Origin of the sequence: Mesorhizobium sp. B2-4-1, assembly GCF_006442185.1 — a bacterium.
Lineage (GTDB): Bacteria > Pseudomonadota > Alphaproteobacteria > Rhizobiales > Rhizobiaceae > Mesorhizobium.
In genome coordinates this window covers 465,844-491,510 of record NZ_VFVN01000004.1, presented here as the reverse complement: position 1 = coordinate 491,510, position 25,667 = coordinate 465,844, and the positions used below count along the sequence as shown (strand labels likewise).

The following is a 25,667-nucleotide window of genomic DNA, read 5'->3' as shown; positions in this document are numbered from 1 at the left end:
AGGGTGGTTTGTTGGCTGCGATCGTTCAATGTCATCGGCGGCCACGCCGTTCGATCCCCCTATGCCACCCCGCTTTGTCCGTGATATGCCGCCGCCAATGAACGCTGGGACAGTGCCGGACCGGGCCTGTTCCGGATTGGTGTGGGGTGCTTGGTGAGGATTTCCAAACCGGTTTTCGACCGCCTGGGGCTTGGCCTGTGGATCGGGGCATTCGCGGTCGTGCTTGGCCTGGTCCTGTGGTCGCCCGATGCGCGCACCGTATTGCACGCCTACAGATATGGCAGTGTGGAGTTTCTCGCCGGCCGGCCGCTCTACGACCTCGAGTCCGAGATGGGATACCTTTACACGCCCGCCTTCGCCGCGCTCTATATTCCGTTCTTGAATCTGGGACCGCATCTTGGCGGGCTGGTCTGGCATGCCCTCGGTTTCGCCGTTCTCACCCTTGCCGCGGCGCGGCAGGTGCGCAAGCTGGGCGGACAGGAGCAGACCTGGCTGCTTTCCTTCGGCCTCTTTCTCGCTTTGCCGATGACACTGGGCGCCATTCGCAACGGCCAGGCGACAATCCTGCTGACCGGCGCCTGCTGGCTCTTGACCCTGTCGGCACTGGAAGGACGGCGTGCGGAGACCTTTTTCTGGGCCTCGCTTGCCATAACGGCCAAGCCGACCGCGATCATCATGCTGCTGTTGGTGGGGGCGTTGCGCCCGCGGCTGATACCGGTGCTGGTGCTCGCGGTGCTGTTCGTGCTCGCCATCCCCTACGCTTTCGCTCCCGCCGGCTACCTGAACGAGCAGTATGGCGATTTCGCCCGCATGCTGACGTCGATGGCCGTCGACAAGACCAGCCATTTTGTTCCTACCGATTTCACCGCGCCCTTTATCGAGATGGGGCTGCCCGTTCCGGATTCGGCTGCCACGGCGGTGCGCGTCGTGATCGGCTTGCTGACGCTCTCGATCGTGCTCTGGTTCGACCGCAAGCTCGAACAAGGAGCGGCCGGACTCGCGATCTTCCTGGCGGCCGCCTTCTACATGTGCGTCTTCAACCCGCGCGTCGAGCCCAACACCTATGCGATGATCGCGGTACCCGCCGGCCTTGCCATTGCCCTGTTGTGGCGCGAAGAAAAAGGTGGCGTCCTGGCCTGCGTGCTGTCCATGACTTTATTCCTGACAGGTTTGACCGGTGTCGAGCGCCACATGCATGACTTTCTCTATCCCTGGTTTCGGCCGATCACGGTCACTTTCATCGCCTGCTTCCTGATATGGTGGTTCTGGGCCAAGGCGCGACAAAAATTGGTGAATGTGGAGCCTGTCGCCCATGGCTGAGATGCGCCCGAGACTCGATATCGTGGCGCCGTTCTTCAACGAGGCGCAATCGGCGACGGCTTTCGCGGCATTGCTCGACGCGCTCGAGGCGGCGGTGTCGAGCCGCTTCGGCATGCAAGTCCACAAGATCCTGGTCGACGACGGCAGCCGGGACGATAGCGCCGGGCGGTTTTCGCAGGCACTTTCGGGATCCTGGGAAATCGTGCGCCTCAGCCGCAATTTCGGCAAGGAGGTCGCCGTGCTCGCCGGCCTCGACCACTCGCGGGGCGACATGGTGCTTGTCATGGACGCGGATCTGCAGCACTCCCTGGAGACCAGCCTGAAGATGATCGTCGAGCTGGCTGAGAATCCGGACGTCGACGTCGTCTACGCGCAGAACGACCGGCGCGGGGCAAGCTGGCGGCGCAGCCAGTTGGCGAAACTGTTCTACAGCCTGATCAACAGCAGCCAGCGGTTCGATATTCCCGAGAATGCAGGCGACTTTCGCGTCATGCGCGGCACCGTGGCGCGCGCATTGACCAGCCTGCGCGACAAAAGGCGCTTCAACAAGGGCCTGTTCGCCTGGGCCGGCTTCCGCCAGAAGGCCATATCCTATTCGCCGGAAAACCGCGCCAGCGGCAAGTCGAAATGGAGCCGGCTCAACCTGATCGCCTTTTCGCTAGAGGGGTTTACGTCCTTTTCGGTGATTCCGCTGCGCCTGATCAGCCTCAGCGGACTGCTTGCGGCGTTTGCCGGCGCGGTCTATGGCGCGAAAGTGCTCTTCGAGGTGCTGTTCTACGGCATTGCCGTTCCAGGCTATCCGAGCCTGCTGGTCGCCGTGGTGTTGCTCGGCGGCCTCAACCTGACACTTCTCGGGCTGATCGGTGAATATGTCTGGGTCACGCTCAGCGAAAGCAAGGACCGCCCGGTCTACATCGTGCGCGATATCGTGCGCAGCGATGTTCCCGCCAGGTCGGCGCCGGGCGTTTCCGGGGCATGATGCGCGGCATCCGCCTGATCGCCGACGATTACGGCCTGGCGCCCGGCGTCTCGGCGGCGATCCTCGACCTGCTCGATCGCGGGCGGCTAACGGGCACCGGTTGCATGACCGGTTTCGCGGAATGGCCGGGGGAGGCGGAACGCATCAAGCCGCTGTGCGGCCGGGTCGCCGTCGGCCTGCATCTGACCTTGACGGACCAGCCGGCCGTGACCGGCCCGTCGAGCCTGGCGCCGGAAGGCCGGCTGCCGCCGCTCCGCTCGCTGGCATTGCCGATCCTGCGCGGCAGCATCGAGACCTGCGACGTCCATGCCGAGCTCGACGCCCAATTTGGCCGCTTCGTCGAGGCGCTCGGACACCGGCCCGATTTCATCGACGGCCACCAGCATGTGCATTTCCTGCCTGTCGTGCGCAAATGGCTGCGGGGGCGTTTCGCCGGAGATGCCGGCAGACCGTGGCTGCGCGGCGCGCCGGCACTGGCCGGCAGCGGAGCGGCGGCATCGAAAATTGCGGCGATCGCCGCCCTGGCAACTGGTTTCAACCGATCCATGCGGCGCGCCGGCTTCACCGTGAGGGCGCCGCTCGCCGGCATCTATGACTGGCGGCAGCCGGAAAAGTTCGCGCCCGCCCTGCAAACCGCCGTTGAAAGCCTGCCGGAAGAGGGACTGTTCATGTGCCATCCCGGGCATGTCGACGAGACGTTGCGTGCACGCGACCCGATGCAAGATGTGCGCGAAGTCGAATTCGCGGTTCTCGCCTCCGATCATTTCGGCGCAAACCTGGCTCGCGCGCGTGTCGGCATCATGGACGGCACAGCATGAGTGCCGATCAGTCCCGGCGTTCGACCGGCAACAAGATTATCCGCTTCGCCATTGTCGGCCTGGTGAACACGGCCATCGACCTTGCCGGTTTCTTTCTGCTGCTCAAGCTGCACGTGCCGCCGCTGCCCGCCAACGTTGCGTCCTGGTTCATTGCCGTCACCTTCTCCTTCGCGGCCAACGGCTTCTGGTCGTTCGAGCGCGATCCGGCCATCCGGCTGCATCATGCCTTTCTTCGCTTCGCCTCGCTCGGCGCGCTGATTTCGCTTGGTGTCTCCAGCCTTGCGATCGCGCTGTTCGCCGGCGTCGTCGGCGTGTGGCCGGCAAAGATCGGCGGGGTGGTTGTGGCGGCGGTGCTGAATTTCCTCGCCGCGCGCTGGTCGATCGAGGGCCGTCTCTTGAAATAGCAGGCTGTTTCCCCACGAAAATTCCGGACCCGCCACACGGTCTCCTGGAATTTCCCTATTCAGCCGGCTCCACATCGGTGTAGGCGGCTTCCTCGAGTTCGCGCTTCAGCCGCGCCTCCTCGTGGGTCTTCGGCGTGACGAAGCGGCCGAGCAAGAGATAGGCGACGGGGGTCAGGAACAGCGTCGAGACGGTGGCCAGCCCCAGTCCGCCGACGATCACCCAGCCGAGCGCGATACGGGCCTCGGCGCCGGCGCCCGCCGCCAGCACCAGCGGCACGCCGCCGAGCACGGTGCAGATCATTGTCATCATCACCGGGCGCAAGCGAATGGTCGAGGCCTGTTCGATCGACTCGCGCACCCCCAGTCCGCGATCGCGCAGCTGGTTTGCGAATTCGACGATCAGGATGCCGTTCTTGGCCATGACGCCGACCAGCAGCACCAAGCCTATCTGGCTGTAGGCGTTGAGGCTGGTGCCCGAGAGCAGAAGCGCGAAGATGGCGCAGGCGAGGCCGAGCGGCACTGTCGCCATGATGATGATGGCGCTGACGAAGCTCTCGAATTGCGCGGCAAGCACCAGCAGGATGATGACCAGGGCAAAACCGAAGATGGTGACCATGGCGCTGTTTGTCTCACCCAGCGTCGCCGCCTCGGCCAACGGCACGATGCGGCTGCCCGGCGGCAGAAGCGGCGTTGCGATCTCCTCGGCGCGCGTAAGGGCCGAGCCGAGGGCGAAATCGCCGCCGAGGTTGGACGTGATCGCCACCGACGGCTGCTGCTGCTCGCGCGACAGCGAGGGCGGCACGGCACGCTCGGTCAGCGTGGCTATGGTCGACATCGGCACGAAACGGCCGTCAGCCGTCTTTAGGAAGACGTTCTCCAGGTCGGTCGGATCGTTGATCGGGTTGGTGGTCGAAACCAGCTTCACCCCGTAGCTGCGGTCGGCGATGTAGACATCGACGACGTCGTTGCCGTCGAGCATGGCCTGCATGGTGTTGGCCAGCCCGGTGATGTCGATGCCGAGATCGGAGGCGCGCTCGCGGTCGATGGCGACGGAGAGCTGCGGTTGCGTCGGGTCGATGGAAAGACGGGGTGTCTGGAAACGCGGATCCTTCTGCATCTCGGCGATGATCTTGACGGCCGCGTCGCCGAGCGCCTTGCGGTCGTTGCCGACCAGCGCGAACTGCAGGCCGTTGCCGGCGCCACGGATGCCGAGGCTGTTGGGCTGCACCGGGAAGATACGCACACTGGGCACCTGGCGGGTGAGTTGGCTGATCTCGGCCATGATCTCCTGCTGGCTGCGGCTGCGCTCGTCCCAGGGCGCCAGCGTCATCACCATGAAGCCTGAATTATAGGCGCCGTTCTGGCCGGCGCTCTCGAAAGTGCTGACGATTTCGCCGGAATCACGCAGCGGCTGGATCAGTTTTTCGATCTTCTGCATCTGCTGCGTCGTGTAGTCGAGGCTGACGCCTTGCGGGGCGCTGATGCGAAGCAGCACGACCGCGCGATCCTCGGTCGGCGTCAATTCCTGGCGGATGGTGCCGAACAGCGCGAATGCGGTGCCGGCGAACAGCAGCGCCACCAGCACCACGATCCACGGCGCGTCGAGGCAGACATGCAGGCTGCGCCGGTAGGCCGCGTTCAGCGCGCCGCCGATGCGTGCGCCGACGCCGTTGCCGCCCTCGTGGTGGAGGGCAGCAGTGGACAGCATGCGCGAGGCAAGCATGGGGCAAAGCGTCAGCGCGACCACGCAGGACAACAGCACCGACATGGCGAGCACGAAGCCGAATTCGCGGAACAGGCCGCCGGTCTGGCCCGGCAGGAAGGAGATCGGCACGAAGACGGCAACCAGCGTCAGCGTGGTGGCGATGACGGCGAAGAACACCTCCTGTGCGCCGAGCACGGCAGCGGCACGCGGCCCCATGCCTTGATTGCGCCGCCGCACGATGTTTTCCAAAACGACGATCGCGTCATCGACGACAAGCCCCGTCGCCAGCACCAGGGCCAGCAGCGTCAGGATGTTGATCGAGAAACCAGCGAGATAGATTGCGGCAATGGTGCCGATCATGGCGACGGGCATCGACAGGCCCGGAATGAGCGTGGCGCGCCAGTCGAGAAGAAAGGCATAGATGACGACCAGAACGATGGAGACGGAAAGCGCGAGCGCGATCTCCACCTCGTGCACGGCGCCGTTGACGAACACCGCGTCGTCGCTTGTGACCTTGATCGACATGCCTTGCGGCAGGTTTGCCTGCAATTTCTCGACCGCGGCCTTGACGCCGGTGGAGATGTCCAGCGTGTTCGATTCCGCCTGGCGGATGATGCCGATGCCGATGCCGGTCTTGCCGTCCGAACGCAACGTGGTCTGGCCGATGTCAGGGCCGAGCGTGACGGTGGCGACATCGCGGATGCGCGTCGTGCCGCCAATGATGATGTTCTCGAATTCTTCCGGCGTCGTCACATCGGCCGTGGTGCGAACGATCAGGTCCTGATTGGTCGTGGTGATCGAGCCGGCGGGTGAATCGAAGGCGACCGAGGCAAGGGCGGTCCTGAGGTCGGCGACGGTGAAGCCCAGGCTGGCGAGCTTGTTCTGATCGACGTCGATGCGGAAGATCTTGTCGCGGTCGCCATAGACCTGGACGTCCGCGACGCCTGGGACGGCGGCCAGTTCGTCCTCGATCTGGTCCTGGACCACGACGGTCATGTCCTGCACCGACATGGTGTCGGAGGTGACGGCCAGGCGCATCACGGGGTCGGAGTTGGCGTCGGCCTTGACGATGCGCGGCGGATCGGCCGTCTCCGGCATCTGGTTGGCGACGCGGCCGACGGCATCCCGCACATCCGAGGCCCCGACATTGAGGTCGACGCCGTCGTTGAATTCGATGGTGACGCGGCTCGAGCCGAAGGAGGAGGTCGAAGAGATCGACTTGACGCCGGAAACGCGGGCAACAGCTCCCTCGATCGTGTCGGTCAGTTCGCGATCGACCGTTTCGGCCGCCGCGCCTTCGAAAGTCGTGGAAACGGTGACGACGGCGCGGTCGACATCAGGCAGTTCGCGGATCTCGACGCCATAGAAGGCGGCGAGGCCGGCGACCGCGATGAGGACATTCAGCACCAAGGCCATGACCGGCCTGCGGATGAACAGGGCGGTAAAGCCGGTCTCGCTGGCGGCGTTGACGGCTCCGGTCATGAGCCTTCGGCCGCGTTCGCGGCGCGCTGCTCTCCGCGGGCGATGCGGACTTCGCCTCCCTCGCTGACGCTCTGGGTGCCTTCGGTCACCACCATGTCGCCACTGTCCAGTTCCGCGTCGATCAACACGGTTTCGGTGTTGCGCTGGATGATGCGCACCGGCACCCGCTTGGCCTTGCCGTTCTCGACCGCCCAGACGTAAGCGCCCTCCGAGCCCCACAGGATCGCCAGCGGGCTGACGGCGGGATAGGTCTCGCCGGGGAATTTCATGGTGATGGCGAACGACATGCCGGCGCGCAGCGAATCGGCCGGGTTGGCGATCGTCGCCTTGACCAGAAGCGTACGGCTGTTCTCGTCGATGTGGTTGTCGATGGCCGAAACCGTGCCGGTATAGCTGTTGCCGGGATTGGCGATCGGCGTCGCCGACAATTGCGCGCCGATCTTGACGGCGGCCGCGAAGCGTTCCGGCACCAGGAAATCGACAAGGATCGAGGAACGGTCGTCGAGCGTGGCGATCGCCGACTGGTTGGTCACATAATTGCCGGCGGAGATCGGCAGGATCCCGACCGTGCCGGAGATCGGGGCGAGAACAGACCGGCGGTGCAGTGCCAGTTCCGCATCCTGTAGCGCCAGCTTGGCACCGGCCAGCACCACTTCGGCATCGGCGACGGCGACCGGTGTCGCCGCATTGGAGGCGCGCAGCGACCTGACCCGGTCGAGCTTGGCCTGTGCGTCCTGAAGCGCGAGCCGGGCACGGTCCTGGGCGATCACTTCGGTTTCGGAATCAAGGGTCGCGATGACCTGTCCCTTGTCGACATGGGTGCCGGACGAAACCAGCAATTCGGCGAGACGGCCGGAGGAGTAGGGGTTGACCGTCACCGACGCATTGGCGCGGCCGGTGCCGATGGCCTGGAGCCGATCGTTTATGGTCGCGGAAATAGCGGGCACGACGACGACGTTGACCTGACGGGCTCGCTCGCCGCCAGCGGATTTCGTGCCGGCGCCGGTTTCAGCCGGAGGCGTTGCCGCGTAGGCCCAGTCTATTCCCCAGCGCGCCAGCACGTCCGGCGCGCCCGGGAAAAAGCGCAGCCAGGCGGCAACCGCCACCACCAGCACCACAAGGGCGAAAAGTATCTGTTTCCAGGCGGCCATCGGCACTCCGGTTGGCAAAACAATCCTTCCGTCCACCGGTTTCCCGAAATAAGCAGACGCAGCGGGGCTATTCTAAGGCAAGAAGCAAGCCCCCGATATCGTGCCTTTATGACAATTCTTCAGTGTCCGCGCACATTAAATATGCGTAACGTTGCCGGTGTTCGTGCCGTTTTGATTTTTTAGTTCACTTCGAGCCGGGCTTTCGAGATTACAACGCTGGCTATGCCGCCCCGACGCCAGTTTCGGACCGAAATCGTTCCAGACTTATCCCGGGCTGCATCAACGCAGGCCTTCCATCTCGCGGATGCGCCGGGCGCCGTCGGCCTCGAGTTGCCTTGTGACGGCGCCGATCAGCGTTTCGGCGACGACGAAGAGCGCCGCCGAGGAGTCCCACGCCGAAGGCACGGCGGTTCGCCCGGCGATGACGTGACGGGCGAAGCGGGCGATCGGCGACAGCCACTGGTCGGTGAACAACACGATCTGCACGCCACGCTGATGCGCCTTCTCGGCGAAGCGGATGAGGCTGTCCTGGTAGCGCCTGATGTCGAAAATGACCAGCACGTCGCGCTTGCCCATGTCGATCAGCCTGTCGCGCCACATGCTTTCCTGACCGGCGAGGTGAATGACGTCAGGCTGGATGATGGCAAGGTGGGCGGCCATGTAGCGCGCCAGCGGATCGGTGAAGCGGCCGCCGATCAGGAATGTCTTGCCGCGACGCTCTGCGAGGCGGGACGCGATGTCGGCAAGCTGCTTGTCGGACAGGTGCCGGAACGTCTCGCGCATATTGTCGAGCGTTGCCTCCAGCATCGGCGACGCCGTGCCGCCGGGCAAGGGCGGATTGAGCGTGCGGGTCGCAGGGGACTGCAATTGCGCCGCCAGTTCGTCCTGCAGGCTCGACTGGAACTCCGGATAGTTCTGGAAGCCGAGCCTGGCGACGAAACGCAGGATCGTCGGCGAGGACACGCCGGCCGCGGACGAGAATTCGGCGACAGTCTTCAGACCGATCATCGGATAGCTCGCTATCAGCGTCTGGGCCGCGCGCCGCTCGCCGGCCGGCATTGTGCCGATGCGGTCGGCGATCAATTCGGCAATACTGGAAATCATCTTTCCCATCCATGGCCCGGCCGACGGTGTTTTCCCCAAATCGCATTTGACAAAGCCGGGCAAACTGTATGAAATCATCCATAGGGACGCAATGAGGCAAAATACGTAACATACGATACAGCGCTCCCCGGGGACCGCAGACTATGGAGAAAGCACGGCCCGCCAGCCTTGCATCGCCTGATGCCGTAAGGGTGACCAACCCGGGCGGATCGAGTCCCTTCGTGCTCACCTGCGACCACGCCTCCAATTTCCTGCCCGCCGAATTCGGCACGCTCGGCCTCACCGCCGAGGACCTGTCGCGTCACATCGCCTGGGACCCGGGCGCGCTGCCCGTTGCGCTGCGCATGGCGCAGGCGCTCGATGCGACGCTGGTCGAAACCTGCATTTCGCGTCTCGTCATCGACTGCAACCGGCCGCTTGACGCGCCGGACCTGGTGCCGCCGGTCAGCGAAACCACGGCCATACCGGGCAACACCGGCCTGTCGGAAAAGCAGCGCGCGGCGCGGGTCGCCCTGTCCTGGCAGCCGTTTCATAACGCCATCGAGCATATTGTCGAAGACAGGCTGGCGCGCGGCCAGGAGACGCGGCTGGTATCGGTGCATTCCTTCACGCCGGTCTACAAAGGCCGAGACCGGCCCTGGCATATCGGCATCATCCACGATGACGACCGCCGGCTGGCAGCGCCGCTGATATCGGCGCTGCGGCACCTTGCCGGCATCACCGTCGGCGTCAACGAACCCTATTCGCCGGCCGACCGCGTCTATTTCACGCTGGAACGCCATGCGCGCCTGCGCGGGCTGCCCTGCGCGATGATCGAAATCCGCAACGATGAAATCTCCGGCGAGACCGGGCAGCGGAAATGGGCGGATTTGCTCACAGGCATCTTTTCGGATCTGGAACCCGAGGAGACCAGGGGCGCCAGGGAACACGCAACGGGAAAGTCAGTTCAATCGGCCAGCTGAGAACGCAAGGGGACTAAAAATGGCAGCACCTGGATATACCGAAGTTGACAAGGCGGAGGACGTCAAGGTCCTCCACAGCATGGGCTACGCCCAGGAACTGGAGCGGCGCCTCAGCCGCTTTTCGAATTTCGCCGTTTCCTTCTCCATCATCTGCATCCTGTCGGGCGGCATCAATTCGCTGGCGCAGGCAACGTCGGGCGCCGGCGGCATCGGCATCGGCATCGGCTGGCTGGTCGGCTGCTTCGTCTCGTTGACGTTCGCCGTCGCCATGTCGCAGATCAGCTCGGCCTATCCGACGGCCGGCGGGCTCTATCATTGGGGCTCGATCCTGGGCAACCGCGGCACCGGCTGGGTCACGGCCTGGCTCAACCTGCTCGGCCTGATCACCGTGCTCGGCGCCATCAATGTCGGCACCTGGACGTTCTTCATCGGCGCCTTCGGACCGGCGCTCGGCATCGAAGGCACGCTGACCAACCAGATGATCTTTCTGGTCATCATCACCGGCGCCCAGGCGCTGATCAACCATCTCGGCATCAAGCTGACGGCCAAGCTCACCGACTTCTCGGGCTATCTCATCTTCTTCGGCTCGATCCTGATCGCGGTGGTCTGCCTGCTCTCCGCCGAAACCTGGGATTTCAGCCGGCTGTTTACCTTCCATAACTACTCCGGCGATGCCGGAGGCGGCGTCTGGCCGTCGGTTTCGAATGCCTGGGTGTTCGCGCTCGGCCTCCTGCTGCCGATCTACACCATCACCGGTTACGACGCCTCGGCGCATACGTCCGAGGAGACCATCAAGGCGGCCAGCTCGGTGCCGCGCGCCATGGTCATGTCGGTGATCTGGTCGGCCGTGTTCGGCTATCTGTTCCTGGCCGCGTTCGTGCTGATGATCCCGAACATGGACGATGCCGCCAAGCAAGGCTGGAACGTGTTCTTCTGGGCCTTCGACCAGCGCGTCAGCCCTGGCCTCAAGGAGTTCGTCTACCTCGTCGTGTTCATCGCTCAGCTGCTGTGCGGCCTCGCCACCGTCACCTCAGCCTCGCGCATGATCTTCGCCTTCTCGCGTGACGGCGGCCTGCCGGGTTCGTCGGCACTGGCCAAGGTCAGTCCGACCTACCGCACGCCGGTGGCGGCGATCTGGACGGCATCGATCCTGTCGGTGCTGTTCGTCTGGGGTTCGACGCTGGTTTCGGTCGCCGGCACCTCGGCCTACACCATCGTGGTGTCCTGCACCGTCATCTTCCTGTTCCTGTCCTTCACCGTGCCGATCGTGCTCGGCATGCTGGCCTGGGGCACGCCCAAATGGGACAAGATGGGACCGTGGAACATGGGGCGCGGCGTGTTCATGCTGTTTGCGGTCCTGTCGATCGTGTCGATGATCCTGATCTTCGTCATTGGCATCCAGCCGCCGAACGACTGGGCGCTCTACATCACCGTCGGCTTCTTCATCCTGACCGCGATCGTCTGGTTTGCCTTCGAGCGCAACCGCTTCCAGGGTCCGCCGCTCGGCGACATCATCGCGGCGCGCCAAGCGGCGATCAAGGCGGCTGAGCAGGCCGTCGGCGAAACCGGCCACTGAGGCCAGCATCTCACAGCCATGGCCGGCGCATCGCCGGCCATGGCTTCGACCCTTCGAAATCGACAAGCCCAAAATGACAAGCACTGGAGCGCCAAAGGAATGGCCGGAAATTTCTCGTTCGATCAGTTGAAGAAAGCGGTTTCCGGCGGGGAGATCGACACGGTGCTGGCCTGCATCGTCGATATGCAGGGACGGCTGGCGGGAAAACGGTTCCTGGCCCAGTACTTCGTGGATTCCGCGCATGACGAGACGCATGGCTGCAACTATCTCCTGGCCGCCGACATCGATATGGAGCCGGTGCCCGGCTATAAGGCGGCAAGCTGGTCGAAGGGCTATGGCGATTTCGTCATGAAGCCCGACCTCGCGACGCTGCGGCGCATTCCGTGGCTGGAAAAGACAGCGCTCGTGATCTGCGACGTGCTCGATCACCACACCCATGACGACCTGCCGCATTCCCCGCGCGCCATCCTGAAGAAGCAGGTCAAGCGGCTGACGGAGCGGGGCTATATCGGCTATTTCGCCTCCGAACTCGAATTCTACCTCTTCAGCGAGACCTACGATTCCGCCCGCAAGAAGCACTGGCAGGGCCTCGACACCGCCTCGCCCTATATCGGCGACTATCAGATCGGCATCACCACCAAGGAAGAAGGCGTCATGCGACGGCTTCGCAACGAGATGGAAGCGGCAGGCATCCCGATCGAGAACTCGAAGGGCGAGTGGGGGCCGGGGCAGGAAGAGATCAATGTGCGCTATGCCGAGGCCCTCGACATGGCCGATCGGCACGTCATCTTGAAGAACGGCGCCAAGGAGATCGCCGAATCCGAAGGCAAGGCGATTTCCTTCATGGCCAAGTACAATTACGGGCTCGCCGGCAATTCCAGCCACATCCACAATTCGCTGTGGAGCGCCGACGGCAAGACGCCGCTTTTCTTCGACAGACAAGCCGACTGGACGCTGTCGAGCCTCGGCCAGCAGTGGGCGGCGGGCCAACTCAAATACGCCAAGGAGTTCACCTGGTTCCTGGCGCCCTACATCAATTCCTATAAGCGCTTCCAGGCCGGAACGTTCGCGCCGACCAAGATCATGTGGAGCGAAGACAATCGCACCGCCGGCTTCCGCCTGTGCGGCGAAGGCACCAAGGGCATCCGGATGGAATGCCGCATCGGCGGCGCCGACTTGAACCCCTATCTCGCCTTCGCGGCGTTGATCGCCGCCGGCCTTGCCGGCATCGACGAGAAGCTGGAGCTGCAAAAGCCCTTCGTCGGCGACGCCTATCAGGCCTCGCGCCTGCCGGAGATCCCGAAGACGCTGCGCGACGCCACCGACACGCTGGCCAAGTCCAAGATGCTGAAACAGGCGCTCGGCGAGGACGTGCTCGAACACTACGTCCACACCGCCAAATGGGAGCAGTTCGAATACGACCGCCGCATTACGGATTGGGAACTGCACAGAGGGTTCGAGCGATACTAGAAAGATAGTAAGTTACTACCCTTACCTTGATCGGAAACGCGGATTGAACTAGATTTATGCGATGACCGAAGGAACCAAATACCATCCGCTTTTCGAGCATCTTCTGTTCTCGGGCCAAGGCCATATGTCCATGAGCTTCGCGGAGATTGAGCAAATAATAGGCGGCCGCTTGCCGCCGTCGGCGCGACAGCGGCAGGAATGGTGGGCGAACAGCCCGAACGGGCACAGCCAGGCACGCGCCTGGTTGCGCGCAAACTATCGGGCGTCCCATGTCGACCTTGCGAACGAACGCGTGGATTTTAAACTGGAGGGATGGCCCGAGGGCTATCGAAAGCCGAACATGGCTACCATGGACAAGACTCCTCCGGGAATGGCGGAGCCAGCGCAGGCTAGCTACGAACTTCCACGGGAAAATATCGACCATCCGCTCTTCGGCATATGGACAGGCAAGGTTACGCTTTGCCCAGGGCATGATTACACTAGGCCGGCTTTTGAGCCTGATGTGCAGCCGTGACGCATAGGTTGCTGCTCGACACGTGCGCGATCATATGGATAGCGCTGAACGAGCCGATCAGGCCGGAAGCCAAGATTGCGATCAATACCGCCGCGGCTGTTGACGAGAAGATCCGGGTTTCCCCCATTTCGGCCTGGGAACTGGGCCTGCTGAGCGCCAAGGGCCGGTTGGCGGCAGCAAAGTCGCCAACAAGCATTTTTGGGGAAGTGATCGCCACGCCAGGCATCAAGGTGGAGGCTCTTTCGCCGGGCTTGTTGATTGAATCGTCCTTCTTGCCCGGATCGCTTCACGGCGATCCGGCAGATAGAATATTGATCGCGACGGCACGGGCGTTCGATCTGACGCTCGTGACGCGCGATCAGTCGATACTGGATTATGCGAGAGCGGGGCATGTTCGCGCCCTTGCCTGCTGACGCTTTGCCTTTCGATATGGAGATATCTTCTTGGAAATCGTGAAACTCAAATCCCCTATCGATGGTTCGGTCTATGCCGAGCGTCCGATCGCCACCGACCAGGCGGTCAATGCCGCTGTCGAGCGCGCCAAGGCAGCGCAGGAGAAGTGGGCGCAGACTCCGATCGCCGAGCGCGGCAAGTACATGCTGGCGATGCTCGAGGCGTTGGTTGCCATGACCGACGAGATCGTGCCGGAGATCGCCTGGCAGATGGGGCGTCCGGTGCGCTATGGCGGCGAGTTCGGCGGCGTCAAGGAACGCACCAGCCATATGGTCGAAATCGCCGAGGCGGCGCTGAAATCGGTCCCGGCTTCCAATCCGAAGGACGGGTTCCGCCGCTATGTGAAGAAGGATCCGCTCGGCGTGGTCATGGTGATCGCGCCGTGGAACTATCCTTACCTCACCGCGGTCAACACGATCGTGCCGGCGCTGATGGCCGGCAACACCGTCATCCTCAAACACGCCGCGCAGACGCTGCTTGTCGGCGAGCGTTTCCAACAGGCTTTCGACAAAGCCGGCCTGCCCAAGGGCGTGTTCCAGAACATCGTGCTGAACCACGCGCAGACAGAAAAATTGCTTGGCTCGGGCAAGATCGACCACGTCAATTTCACCGGCTCGGTCGCCGGCGGCCGCGCCATCGAAAAGGCAGCGGCCGGCACCTTCATGACGCTCGGGTTGGAGCTTGGCGGCAAGGATCCTGCCTATGTGCTGCCCGACGCCAAGATTGACCATGCAGTCGCCAATCTGGTCGATGGCGCCTTCTACAATTCCGGCCAGTGCTGCTGCGGCATCGAGCGCGTCTATGTGCATGAGAAGGTCTATGACGAATTCGTCGCAGGCTTCATCGCCGAGACGAAACACTATGTCGTCGGCAACCCGCTCGAACAGGCGACGACGATGGGGCCGATGGCGCAGGCCCGTTTCGCCGACTTGATCCGCGAGCAGAAGGCCGAGGCGCTGCGCAAGGGCGCCAAGGCGCATATCAACATGAAGGTGGCTCAAGACAAGGCCGGCTCGCCCTATCTCGCGCCGGAGGTGCTGACCGGCGTCGACCATCAGATGAGCGTCATGCGCGAGGAAAGTTTTGGCCCGATCGTCGGCATCATGAAGGTGCGCAACGACGAGGAGGCGATCGCGCTGATGAACGACAGCCCCTACGGCCTGACCGCCTCGATCTGGACGCGCGACACCGAGCATGCGGTGGCGATCGGCGACCGCGTCGAGACCGGCACGGTGTTCATGAACCGCTGCGACTACCTCGACCCGGCGCTGGTCTGGACCGGCGTCAAGGACACCGGCAAGGGGGCCGGCTTGTCCGCCATCGGCTACGACAACCTGACCCGGCCGAAATCCTTCCACCTGCGCGAAGCCATCTGATTTTTTGAAAGACAAACATGTCCAAGCTGATCTCCAAATGGAACTACCCCACCACCGTTCGCTTCGGCGCCGGGCGCATCAAGGAATTGCCCGAGGTGCTCGCCGCCACCGGCATCAAGCGGCCGCTCTTCGTCACCGATCCGGGGCTGGCGAAACTGCCGGTCGTCGCTTCGACGCTGAAAATCCTCGATGACGCAAAAGTGCCCTACGGCGTTTTCTCCGAAGTGAAGCCGAATCCGGTCGATTCCAATCTCACCGCCGGCATCGCGGTGTTCAAGAAGGGCAAGCATGACGGCGTCATTGCCTTCGGCGGCGGCTCGGCGCTCGACCTTGGCAAGCTGATCGCCTTCCAGGCGGGACAGACGCGGCCGGTCTGGGATTTCGAGGACATCGGCGACTGGTGGACACGCGCCAACTCGGACGCGATCGCGCCGATCATAGCGGTGCCGACCACCGCCGGCACCGGCTCCGAAGTCGGCCGCGCCGGCGTCATCACCAATGAGGCGACCCACACCAAGAAGGTCATCTTCCATCCGAAGCTGCTGCCAGCGATCGTCATTGCCGATCCGGAACTGTCGGTCGGCATGCCGGGCTTCATCACCGCCGGCACCGGCATGGACGCGCTGGCCCATTGCCTCGAGGCTTATTGCGCGCCGGGCTACCATCCGATGGCCGACGGCATCGCCGTGGAAGGCATCAGGCTTGTTTTCGAGAACCTGCCAAAGGCCTATGCCAACGGCAGGGATCTGGTCGCCCGCGCCAACATGATGAGCGCCGCGGCGATGGGCGCGGCAGCCTTCCAGAAGGGGCTGGGGGCGATCCATTCGCTGTCGCATCCCATCGGGGCGCTCTACGACACCCATCACGGCATGACCAATGCGGTTTTCATGCCCTATGTGCTCGCCTTCAATCGCGAGGCGATCGAGGACCGCATCGCGCGGCTCGCCGCCTATTGCGGCATAAGAGGCGGCTTCGACGGCTTCGCCAAGGCTGTCATCAAGCTTCGCAAGGAATTGAAGGTGCCGCATGCGCTGCCAGGCCTGATCAAGGGGCTCGACATGGACAAGAAGCGCAAGGCCTTGATCGCCGATATGGCGGTGGTCGATCCGACAGCCGGCGGCAACCCGGTCAAGCTGACCAAGAAAGCAGCGCTGACGCTGCTCGAAAATGCAATCGCTGGGACGGTGTGATACCGCTTTCAGGGTAAAGTTGATCTGGAAAATCAGGGGCAACCAAGGGGAAAGGGGTGAAGTGCAAGGCAAAAGTAATTAGCCGGAAAATTAAGTGGTGGCTAATTGCTACAGTCGATTAAAAGGAGTTAACTTTCGTGCTGCCAGCGGTGGGGTTTCATAAAGCTTTCATCTGGCTGTCACACGAAAACGATACCGCATCGCAGGCGTCCAACGGCGTCAGTTCAACGGAGAGAACACATGTTCAAATTCACGGGGAAAGTGCTTTCCCTTTCGGCCGCGGCGCTGTTTGCGTCGACGGTGATTTCGTCCGCGGCTCCGCTGGACGATCTCGTCAAGGCCGCGAAGGCGGAAGGCCAGCTTACCACCATCGCGCTGCCGCATGACTGGTGCGGTTACGGCGACGTCATCGCCGGGTTCAAGGCGAAATATCCGGAAATCACCATCAACGAGCTCAATCCCGACGCCGGTTCGGGCGACGAGGTCGAGGCGATCAAGGCCAACAAGGACAATAAGGGCCCGCAGGCGCCCGACGTCATCGACGTCGGCCTGTCCTTCGGCCCGACCGCCAAGGCCGACGGCCTGCTGATGCCCTACAAGGTGTCGACCTGGGACTCGATCCCCGACAGCGCCAAGGATGCCGACGGCGCCTGGTACGGTGATTACTACGGCGTTCTGGCGATGATGGTGAACAAGGATCTGGTCAAGGAATCGCCTGTTGACTGGGCCGATCTGCTGAAGCCGGAATTCGCCAATTCGGTGGCTCTCGCCGGTGATCCGCGCGCTTCGAACCAGGCCATCCAGGCGGTCTATGCCGCTGGTCTTTCGAGTGGAGCCGCGGCTGGCGAAGCCGCGGGCACCGCCGGCCTCGACTTCTTCAAGAAGCTCAATGCCGCCGGCAACTTCGTACCGGTCATCGGCAAGCCGGCGACACTCGCCCAGGGTCAGACCCCGATTCTGATCAACTGGGACTACAACGCGCTCGCCGGCCGCGACACGCTGAAGGGCAACCCGCCGGTCGACGTCGTCGTGCCGAAGACCGGCGTCGTCGCCGGCGTCTACGTGCAGGCGATCAGCGCCTATGCGCCGCATCCGAACGCAGCCAAGCTCTGGATGGAATACCTCTATTCAGACGAAGGCCAGATCGGCTGGCTCAAGGGCTATTGCCACCCGATCCGCTTCAACGATCTCGCCAAGAACGGCAAGATCCCGGCGGACGTGCTGGCCAAGCTGCCGCCGGCGGAAGCCTATGCTTCGGCGGTGTTCCCGACGCTGGACGAGCAGGGCAAGGCCAAGGAAGCCGTCACCAAGAACTGGGACTCCGTTGTCGGTGCCAACGTCAAGTAACAGTTGAAATCCACCGGGCGGCTTCGCGGCCGCCCGGTTCCCCCTCGAAGACGGTAGCCGGCGCATGACCGATCTCTCGCTTTCCAATCACGATGCCGCAGGCAAGACCGCGCCGCCCGCGGAGGCACGCGCATTGCGATTGCCGACGCAATGGCTCGGCGTCGCACCGTTCTTCATCTTCGCCATCATGTTCCTGATTTTGCCCACGCTCTATCTGATGCTGGGCGCGTTCCAGAATGATGCCGGCGAATTCACGCTCGAAAACATCGTCGCTCTGGCGCAGCCGTCGATCGTTGCCGCTTACTGGATATCGATCAAGGTTAGCCTGGCCTCGGCGCTGATCGGTGCTTTCGCGGGCCTGGCCATCGCCATCGCCATCGTGCGCGGCGGGCTGCCGGACTGGATACGCTCGGCGACCCTGACCTTTTCCGGCGTTGCCTCCAATTTCGCCGGCGTGCCGCTGGCCTTCGCCTTCCTCGCCACGCTCGGCCGGCTCGGTCTTGCCACGGTGATCCTGAACACCGTGTTCGGCCTCAACATCTATGCCCACGGCTTCAACATCCTGTCCTTCTGGGGCCTGACGCTGACCTATGTCTATTTCCAGATACCGCTGATGGTGGTCATCATCACGCCGGCAATCGATGGTTTGAAGAAGGAATGGGGTGAAGCTGCCGCCACGCTTGGCGCGACCACCGCGCAATATTGGCGCATCGTGGTCATCCCTGTGATCTGGCCGAGTTTTCTCGGCACCGTGATCCTGCTTTTCGCCAACGCCTTCGGGGCGATCGCCACCGCCTATGCGCTGACCGGCTCGTCGCTCAACATCGTGCCGATCCTGCTCTACGCGCAAATCCGCGGCGACGTGCTGCACAATGCCCATCTCGGCTACGCGATCGCCTTCGGCATGATCGTCATCACCGGCCTGGCCAATGTCTTCTACATTTGGTTCCGGACCCGTTCCGAGAGGTGGCTGAAATGAAGTCGGGCAAATTCTGGGCCTGGGTGGTCTTCATCCTCGGCGCGGCCTATTTCTTCATCCCGCTGATCGCGACGGTGGAATTTTCGATGCGCATGCGGCGCGGCGCCTATTCCTTCGACGCCTATCGGATCGTGCTCGGCGACGCGCGTTTCCAGGCGACCTTCCTGTATTCGGTGGTCGCCGCCATCTTCACCATCATTCTGGGTGTGCTGATCGTGGTGCCGGCAGCCTACTGGATCCGATTGCGGCTGCCGCAGCTCAGGCCGATCGTCGAGTTCATCACGCTTTTGCCGTTGGTCATTCCGGCCATCGTCATCGTCTTCGGCTATATCAGGATGTACGGCTCGAATTCACCCTTGCCGTTCCTCGGGTCCGATATGGGAACCAATGCCTTGCTGGTCATCGGCTATGCGACCTTGGCGCTGCCCTATATGTATCGTGCCGTCGATACGGGGCTCAGAACCATCGACGTGCGGACGTTGACGGAAGCGGCCCAGATCCTCGGGGCCGGCTGGGGCACGATCATCACCCGCGTCATCCTTCCCAATGTGCTGATTGCGGTGTTGTCCGGCGCCTTCCTGACATTCGCCATCGTCATCGGCGAGTTTACGATGGCGAGCTTGCTGAACCGGCCGGCTTTCGGCCCGTATCTGCAGAATGTCGGGGCCAACCGCGCCTATGAGCCGGCGGCCCTTGCCATCATCGCCTTCGTCATCACCTGGGGCTGCATGTCGCTGATCCAGATCCTGTCGCGCTTCGCGCCGAAATCGGCTAATCGTCCGAACTGACCCGAAAGAAAAAGCCATGGCCGAGCCATTCCTCTCCATCCAGCATGTGCGAAAATCCTTCGGCGCCACCACCGTTGTCGAGGATTTCAATCTCGACGTCGAACCGGGCGAGTTCGTCTCATTCCTCGGCCCGTCAGGCTGCGGCAAGACGACGGTGCTGCGCATGGTCGCCGGCTTCGAGGAGCCGTCGGCCGGCAAGATCGTCGTCGGCAGCAAGGACATCACCAGGTTGAAGCCGAACCAGCGCAATGTCGGCATGGTGTTCCAGGCCTATGCCCTGTTCCCGAATCTGACCGTGGCGCAGAACATCGGCTTCGGACTGAAAGTCGCCGGCATGTCCAGGGCGGATATCGATGCCCGTGTCGCCGAAATGCTGGGCATCATCAAGCTGCCGCAGATGGCCGACCGCTATCCTTATCAGCTCTCGGGCGGCCAGCAGCAGCGCATCGCGCTGGCCCGCGCCATCGCACCGAAGCCGAAGCTCTTGCTGCTCGACGAGCCGCTGTCGGCGCTTGATGCCAAGGTGCGCGTCTCGCTGCGCGAGGAAATCCGCTCGATCCAGAAGAAGCTCGGCATCACCACCATCTTCGTCACCCATGACCAGGAAGAGGCGCTGTCGATCTCCGACCGCATCGCGGTGATGTATGGCGGCAAGGCCGAGCAGGTCGGCACGCCGTTCGAGATCTACAACCGGCCGGCAACCAAGTTCGTCGCCAATTTCGTCGGCACGCTGAACGTGCTGGAAGGCACCGTCACCGACGCGGCGTCGGGCAAGGTTCGTGTCAACACCGAGGAAGTCTCGCTCAAGGGCAGGCTCAACGGCTCGAAGTCCGGCGATACGCTGTCATTGGCGCTGCGGCCGGAAGCCATTTCGCTCGGCCGCCAGCCCGGTCGCGATTCAAGCCTGTCCGGCGAGATTTCCGAAGTGCACTTTCTCGGCTCGGTGATCCGGGTCCGGGTCGGCATCGGCGGCAACACCGTCTCGCTCGACACGTTCAACAGTTCGACGACGCCACCGCCGGCCGTCGGCGAGAAGGCGGAGATTTCCTTCTCGTCGGGCGACCTGCTGGTGCTGCACTGACGCGGCCGGAGCGCCCTGCCGATCCGGTCACCGGTCCAGTTGCCGGACGATCCTCCCCTGCTGGACAATCAACAGCATCTTGCCGCTTTGCCACTGCCAAGAGCTCTGCTTCGCCGCTACGATGAGCCATGGCGCTATTTGAGCTCACCCTTGTCCTCCTGCTGATCGCCGTTGCGCTGACGGCGCTGTCGCGGCGCCTGCAGGTTCCTTACCCCGCCTTGCTGGCGCTGGCGGGTGCCGGCCTTGGCTTCCTGCCCGGCGCGCCGACGATCGAGATCGATCCGGAACTGGCGCTTGCGCTGTTCATTGCGCCGGTGCTGCTCGACGCGGCCTACGACACATCGCTGCGCGATCTTAACCGCTACAGGCTGCCGCTTGTGCTGTTGGCGCTTGGCGCGGTCGTTTTCACGACCGCCGTCGTGGCCCTGGTCGGCTGGAAAATGGCCGGCCTGCCGATCGCCGCCGCCATAGCCCTCGGCGCCATCGTGGCGCCGCCGGACGCGGTTGCCGCGAGCGCCGTGCTCGGGCAGTTCAAAGTGCCGCACCGCATCACGGCCATCCTTCAGGGCGAAAGCCTGCTCAATGACGCCACCGCGCTTTTGATCTATCGCATCGCGATCACTGCCGCCGCCGGTCCCGTTCTTTTGGGCAGTGCCGTTCCGATGGTCCTGCTGTCGACCATCGGCAGCCTGGCCGCGGGCTATCTGCTCGGCCGCCTGTCCCAGGCGATGCTTGGACGCATCGAAGATGCGGCGAGCGGCACCGTCGTGCAGTTCGCCGGGACGTTCGGCGTCTGGATCCTGGCTGACAGGCTGGGGCTCTCGGCCATCATCACCATCGTCGTCTATGCCATGACTATCGCGCGCACCGCACCGCGGCGCATGTCGGCCAGAAAGCGCGTCAGCTCCTATTCCGTCTGGGAGACGGCGGTGTTCGTGCTCAACGTGCTGGCTTTCGTGCTGATGGGCCTGCAGGCGCGGCTGATCGTCGGTCGCCTGGCCGAGCAGGGACAGTCCGAGGCGTTCCTGTTTGCAGGGACGATCCTGGCCGTCGTCATCGTTTCCCGCCTTGCCTGGGTGCTGGGCTGCGGCGCCGTGATCCGAGGGCTTGCCCGCTTCGGCAATGCGGAGCAGCGGCAAGAGGTGCCGTCGTTTCGCGGCGGGGTGCTGATCGGCTGGTGCGGCATGCGCGGCCTGGTGACGCTGGCGGCTGCCTTCGCATTGCCGGCGAACTTCCCCGGCCGCGATCCGATCGTGCTCACCGCCTTTTGCGTGGTGCTGGGCACGCTTGTCCTGCAAGGCATGAGCCTGAAGCCGTTGCTGCGCCTGCTTCGTCTCGAACCGGACGAGACCATAGACCGCGAGGTCGCGCAGGCCCGTGTCGCCATCATGCAGGCGGCCCTCGACATATTGAGCGGCAAGACCTCGACCGCGGCGGCGGCGGTGCGCGAGCAGTATGCCGCACAGCGCAAGGTCGCCAAGAACCCCGACGACGCCCAGGCAGCAACCGAGTACGACCGGCTGCGGCTCTATGCCATCAAGCGCCAGCGCGACGCGCTGGAAGAACTTCGCCGCAACGGGACGATCGGTGACGAGGCCTATCACCGGCTGGAGGAAGAAATCGACTGGTCGGAGCTGGCGGCTTCCCCGGCGGGACGGTTCCAGCCGCTGACGACCTAGGCGAGGCGAGGGGCTTTTGCGTCGTGGCCCAGCCGGGCCGCCGCGGCGGTCCATTGCAAGGTCGCCGTCGAAACGGTACTGCCGTCACCAAACTGAGCCGGATGAGCAATGAAGCTGGTCAGCTACAATATCCAATACGGGTTCGGCAGCGACGGCCTCTACGATCCGGCGCGCGCCGCGCGCATTGTTGCCGGCGCCGATGTCATCGCCTTGCAGGAGGTCGAGCGGCACTGGCAGCGCAGCAATTTCGACGACCAGCCAGAGCTGCTTTCGCGGCTGCTGCCGGACTATCACTGGGTCTACGGCCCGGCCTTCGACATGGACGCCAGCGAACAGCGCGACGGCCGCATCGTCAACCGGCGCCGGCAGTTCGGCACCATGGTGCTGTCGAAGCTGCCGATCGTCTGGTCGCGGCTGCATGCGCTGCCGATGCGCCGCACACTGCGGCCGCTCAACACCCGCAACGCGGCGCTCGAATGCATGATCCGCACGCCGGCGGGTCCGGTGCGGGTGCTTTCATTGCATCTCGCCCATGTCGCGGCTGAAGAACGGCTCGAGCAGATCGACTATCTGCTTGCCGAGCATCGCCGGGCGCCCTCCGATGGCGGGCCGTGGAGCGGCGCCGACGACGAGCCGGCGCGCAATTGGAGCAATGGCGAGCCAGAGCCGGAGAACCCGCTGGCGGCGATCTGGATGGGCGATTTCAACATGGAGCCGGGCAGCGCCGAATACCGCCGCATCGTCGGCGGCACGCCCTATCATCGCGGTGCCGCCTATCTGGATGGGTTCGTCGATGCCGCTGCCGTGGCGATTGAACCGGCGGATGACTTCCACACGCATGAGAAGATCATCGACGGCAGGCTGGCAAAGCGCCGGCTCGATCATTGCTTCGTCGGCGGCCTGTTTGCCGGTCGTGTGCGCTCGGTCAGCTCGGACATTGGCGAAGTGGCTTCCGATCATTTTCCGGTCAGGATCGACATCGATCTCGAAACGCCCGCCGGCCCCGGAGGCGGATGAGCCCCAAATGACGCTTTTCGTCTTCTTCGCGGTGCTTGCCGCAGCCGCCATGCACGCGATCTGGAATGCGCTGGTCAAGGTCCATCTCGACCGCTTCCTGTCGATCACCCTGATGACGCTTGGCATGGGATTTGCCGCGCTTTTCGCACTTCCCTTCGTCGAGGTGCCGAGGGCAGAGGTCTGGCTCTATATCATTGCCTCCGTCGTCTTCCACATGGGCTACCGGACCTTCCTGATCGGCGCTTACCAGGCTGGCGACTTCGCCCAGACCTATCCTCTGGCGCGCGGCACCGCGCCCTTGCTGGCGGCGCTTGGCGGTATGTTCGTGGTCGCCGAAGTGCCGGCGCCGCTCGCCATTCTGGGTATCCTTTTGCTGTCGGCCGGCACGCTGGTGATGTCGTTTCGCGGCGGCGCGCATCTGGAACGATTGAACCTGCGCGCGGTCGGCTTTGCGCTGGGGACCTCGATCTTCATCGCCAGCTACACACTGTCCGACGGCAGCGGGGCGCGGCTGGCGGCCACGGCGCAGAGCTATGCCGCCTGGCTGTTCGTGTGCGATGCGCTTGGAGCGCTGGTGCTGTGCCTGATCTTCCGTGGCCCGCGGGCCTTGCCGGTGCTGGCGCGCGACTGGAAAGCGGGGCTGTTCACCGGCGTGCTCAGCGGCGCTGCCTACTGGATCGTCATGTGGGCTATGACCAAGGCGCCGATCGCCTCGGTGGCATCGCTGCGCGAGACCTCCATCCTGTTCGCCATGGTGATCTCGGTGTTCGCGCTCGGCGAGAAGATGACGGGCTGGCGCGGCGCCGCCGCGCTCAGCATAGTCGCCGGCGTCGTGGCGCTCAGACTCGGCTGACGTCGTGGTCCAGCACGGTCATCACCTGGCCGCGCCGTTCCGGACTGAAGCGGATGACGATGATGATGCAGACGGCGACCACGCCGGCGAACAGCGCCAACGCGTAGCCATAGCTGCCTCCGGGAGCCTCGGCTATGCCCGCCTGATAGGGACCGCCATAGGAGGCCGCGAGATTGCCGGCCTGGTAGATGAAGCCGGGCAGGGTCGCGCGCACCGCGCCGGGCGAGAGCTCGTTGAGGTGCACCGGAATGACGCCCCAGGCGCCCTGGACCGCGACCTGCATGACGAAGGCGCCGATGGCCAGCATGAAGGGCGTCGAGCTGTAGGCCCATAGCGGGATGGACGGCAAGGCAATCAGGCAGGCGAGCGTGATCGCATTGACGCGGCCGATCTTCTCGGACAGCGCCCCGAACGCCAGACCGCCGACGATGGCGCCGATGTTGGCGACGATGGTGATCCAGCTCACCGTGTGCGGGTCGAAACCATGCTGCTTCTTCAGGAATGTCGGGTAGAGATCCTGCGTGCCGTGGCTGAAGAAGTTGAAGAACATCATCAGCACGACCGCATAGAGGGCGACGCCCCAGTGCTTTTGCAGTGTCTCCAGCATGCCGGGCCTCGCGGTCTTCCGCGCCTCGACGAAGGCCGGCGATTCCGGAACATGCGAGCGGATGAAAAGGACGATCAGGGCCGGGATGAAACTGAGCAGGAACATGGCGCGCCAGCCGATCGTGTAGCCGCCGATCGTCTGGTGATAGAGCAGGCCATAGACGACCGCCGCCAGGAGGTAGCCGGCCGGATAGCCGCATTGCAGGATGCCCGAGACCATGCCGCGGGCGCTGGGCGGGATGGATTCCATGGCAAGCGAGGAGCCAAGTCCCCATTCGCCGCCCATGGCGATGCCGAACAGTGCGCGCAGCGCCAGGAATATGCCGAGATTGGGCGAGAAGGCGGCCAAAGCGCCGATCACGGAATAACTGACGATGTTGAGCATCAGGATGGGCTTGCGCCCGAATTTGTCTGCCAACGTGCCGAAGAAGAACGCGCCAATGAAGCGCGTCGCAAGGGTCAGGAAAAGCGCCTTTGACACCGCCGGGAGGTCGGTCTGGAATTCAGACGCAATGTCGGTGAGCAGGAATGTCAGAAGGAAGAAATCGAAAGCGTCGAGCGTCCAGCCCAGGAATGAGGCAAGGACGGTTTTCTTCTGCTGCGAATTGAGCTTCAAGGCGTTCCTCCTGATGTCGAGGAACGTTATCGCGTCGAGGCGAACAATCGTCAGTCACTTTTCAGAGAACTTGGTCACGTTTGCGTAGGGGGTCACCGAGTCCACAGCCGCATTCATTGGACGCCCGCCGGCCGAAGCCGACGGGCTATCAGCCCAGCAGGTGGTTCCAACTGACGCGAGGCACCTGGAGGCCAAGG

General features: G+C 63.7%; 22 protein-coding genes. 18 read left to right on the top strand and 4 right to left on the bottom strand.

All coding sequences use genetic code 11. From position 1 onward, the window contains the following. Positions 1–153 precede the first annotated feature (153 nt). Genes FJ949_RS14060 through FJ949_RS14045 form a run of 4 tightly spaced genes read left to right on the top strand, consistent with a single transcriptional unit; the run spans position 154 to position 3,521 of the window. Positions 154–1,320 (top strand): glycosyltransferase family 87 protein, encoded by a 1,167-nt coding sequence (locus FJ949_RS14060; RefSeq protein ID WP_140496317.1) that lies wholly within the window; start codon positions 154–156, stop codon positions 1,318–1,320. Further along, on the top strand, positions 1,313–2,299 hold the full coding sequence (locus tag FJ949_RS14055; protein WP_140496316.1) for a glycosyltransferase family 2 protein: 987 nt from the start codon (positions 1,313–1,315) through the stop codon (positions 2,297–2,299). Before FJ949_RS14060 ends, FJ949_RS14055 begins: the two co-directional genes overlap by 8 nt. Continuing rightward, entirely contained in the window at positions 2,296–3,117 is an 822-nt protein-coding gene (locus tag FJ949_RS14050) for a ChbG/HpnK family deacetylase (RefSeq protein ID WP_140496315.1), read from the top strand. Before FJ949_RS14055 ends, FJ949_RS14050 begins: the two co-directional genes overlap by 4 nt. Further along, positions 3,114–3,521 carry a GtrA family protein gene (locus tag FJ949_RS14045; protein ID WP_140496314.1) on the top strand — a complete coding sequence of 136 codons (408 nt, stop codon included), beginning with the start codon at positions 3,114–3,116 and terminating at the stop codon, positions 3,519–3,521. Before FJ949_RS14050 ends, FJ949_RS14045 begins: the two co-directional genes overlap by 4 nt. Before the next feature lie 55 nt (positions 3,522–3,576). On the opposite strand, the gene FJ949_RS14040 is transcribed toward FJ949_RS14045, so the two are convergent. The 3 genes from FJ949_RS14040 to FJ949_RS14030 form a co-directional block, all read right to left on the bottom strand. After that, entirely contained in the window at positions 3,577–6,708 is a 3,132-nt protein-coding gene (locus FJ949_RS14040; protein ID WP_140496313.1) for an efflux RND transporter permease subunit, read from the bottom strand. Further along, the gene (locus FJ949_RS14035; protein ID WP_140496312.1) at positions 6,705–7,859 is read right to left on the bottom strand and encodes an efflux RND transporter periplasmic adaptor subunit; all 1,155 of its coding nucleotides are present in this window, start codon (positions 7,857–7,859) and stop codon (positions 6,705–6,707) included. The genes FJ949_RS14040 and FJ949_RS14035 overlap by 4 nt, the downstream gene beginning before the upstream one ends. 279 nt (positions 7,860–8,138) lie before the next feature. Beyond that, on the bottom strand, positions 8,139–8,963 hold the full coding sequence (locus tag FJ949_RS14030; RefSeq protein ID WP_140496311.1) for a MurR/RpiR family transcriptional regulator: 825 nt from the start codon (positions 8,961–8,963) through the stop codon (positions 8,139–8,141). A 143-nt stretch (positions 8,964–9,106) separates the two neighbouring features. Between FJ949_RS14030 and FJ949_RS14025 the strand changes: the two genes are divergently transcribed. The 14 genes from FJ949_RS14025 (at position 9,107) to FJ949_RS13960 (ending at position 24,248) form a co-directional block, all read left to right on the top strand. Beyond that, positions 9,107–9,925: an N-formylglutamate amidohydrolase gene (locus FJ949_RS14025; protein ID WP_140496310.1), complete on the top strand. Its 819-nt coding sequence runs from the start codon at positions 9,107–9,109 to the stop codon at positions 9,923–9,925. A gap of 19 nt (positions 9,926–9,944) precedes the next feature. Continuing rightward, a complete protein-coding gene (locus tag FJ949_RS14020) occupies positions 9,945–11,501 on the top strand; it encodes an amino acid permease (protein WP_140496309.1) in 1,557 nt (518 codons plus the stop codon). 99 nt (positions 11,502–11,600) lie between these two features. After that, positions 11,601–12,971, top strand: coding sequence for a glutamine synthetase family protein (locus FJ949_RS14015; RefSeq protein ID WP_140496308.1), 1,371 nt, complete (start codon positions 11,601–11,603; stop codon positions 12,969–12,971). A gap of 61 nt (positions 12,972–13,032) precedes the next feature. Further along, positions 13,033–13,485 carry a hypothetical protein gene (locus FJ949_RS14010; RefSeq protein ID WP_140496307.1) on the top strand — a complete coding sequence of 151 codons (453 nt, stop codon included), beginning with the start codon at positions 13,033–13,035 and terminating at the stop codon, positions 13,483–13,485. 8 nt (positions 13,486–13,493) lie between these two features. Further along, positions 13,494–13,898: a type II toxin-antitoxin system VapC family toxin gene (locus FJ949_RS14005; RefSeq protein WP_224646438.1), complete on the top strand. Its 405-nt coding sequence runs from the start codon at positions 13,494–13,496 to the stop codon at positions 13,896–13,898. A gap of 30 nt (positions 13,899–13,928) precedes the next feature. Beyond that, positions 13,929–15,314 (top strand): aldehyde dehydrogenase family protein, encoded by a 1,386-nt coding sequence (locus FJ949_RS14000; RefSeq protein WP_140496305.1) that lies wholly within the window; start codon positions 13,929–13,931, stop codon positions 15,312–15,314. A 17-nt stretch (positions 15,315–15,331) separates the two neighbouring features. After that, the gene (locus FJ949_RS13995) at positions 15,332–16,504 is read left to right on the top strand and encodes an iron-containing alcohol dehydrogenase (protein WP_140496304.1); all 1,173 of its coding nucleotides are present in this window, start codon (positions 15,332–15,334) and stop codon (positions 16,502–16,504) included. A gap of 240 nt (positions 16,505–16,744) precedes the next feature. After that, a complete protein-coding gene (locus FJ949_RS13990) occupies positions 16,745–17,851 on the top strand; it encodes an ABC transporter substrate-binding protein (protein ID WP_140496303.1) in 1,107 nt (368 codons plus the stop codon). Positions 17,852–17,915: 64 nt separating this feature from the next. Then, the gene (locus FJ949_RS13985; RefSeq protein WP_140496302.1) at positions 17,916–18,830 is read left to right on the top strand and encodes an ABC transporter permease subunit; all 915 of its coding nucleotides are present in this window, start codon (positions 17,916–17,918) and stop codon (positions 18,828–18,830) included. Further along, positions 18,827–19,618: an ABC transporter permease gene (locus FJ949_RS13980; RefSeq protein WP_140496301.1), complete on the top strand. Its 792-nt coding sequence runs from the start codon at positions 18,827–18,829 to the stop codon at positions 19,616–19,618. Before FJ949_RS13985 ends, FJ949_RS13980 begins: the two co-directional genes overlap by 4 nt. Positions 19,619–19,634: 16 nt before the next feature. Then, on the top strand, positions 19,635–20,699 hold the full coding sequence (locus FJ949_RS13975; RefSeq protein ID WP_140496300.1) for an ABC transporter ATP-binding protein: 1,065 nt from the start codon (positions 19,635–19,637) through the stop codon (positions 20,697–20,699). Positions 20,700–20,827: 128 nt separating this feature from the next. Continuing rightward, positions 20,828–22,378 (top strand): sodium:proton antiporter, encoded by a 1,551-nt coding sequence (locus FJ949_RS13970; protein ID WP_140496299.1) that lies wholly within the window; start codon positions 20,828–20,830, stop codon positions 22,376–22,378. A gap of 108 nt (positions 22,379–22,486) precedes the next feature. After that, positions 22,487–23,395: an endonuclease/exonuclease/phosphatase family protein gene (locus tag FJ949_RS13965; protein ID WP_140496298.1), complete on the top strand. Its 909-nt coding sequence runs from the start codon at positions 22,487–22,489 to the stop codon at positions 23,393–23,395. A gap of 7 nt (positions 23,396–23,402) precedes the next feature. Next, positions 23,403–24,248, top strand: a complete 846-nt coding sequence (locus tag FJ949_RS13960; protein WP_140496297.1) for an EamA family transporter — start codon at positions 23,403–23,405, stop codon at positions 24,246–24,248. Here FJ949_RS13960 and FJ949_RS13955 read toward each other — a convergent pair. After that, positions 24,235–25,470 carry an MFS transporter gene (locus tag FJ949_RS13955; protein ID WP_140496296.1) on the bottom strand — a complete coding sequence of 412 codons (1,236 nt, stop codon included), beginning with the start codon at positions 25,468–25,470 and terminating at the stop codon, positions 24,235–24,237. The two genes, FJ949_RS13960 and FJ949_RS13955, sit on opposite strands and share 14 nt — an antisense overlap. Positions 25,471–25,667: the final 197 nt, after the last annotated feature.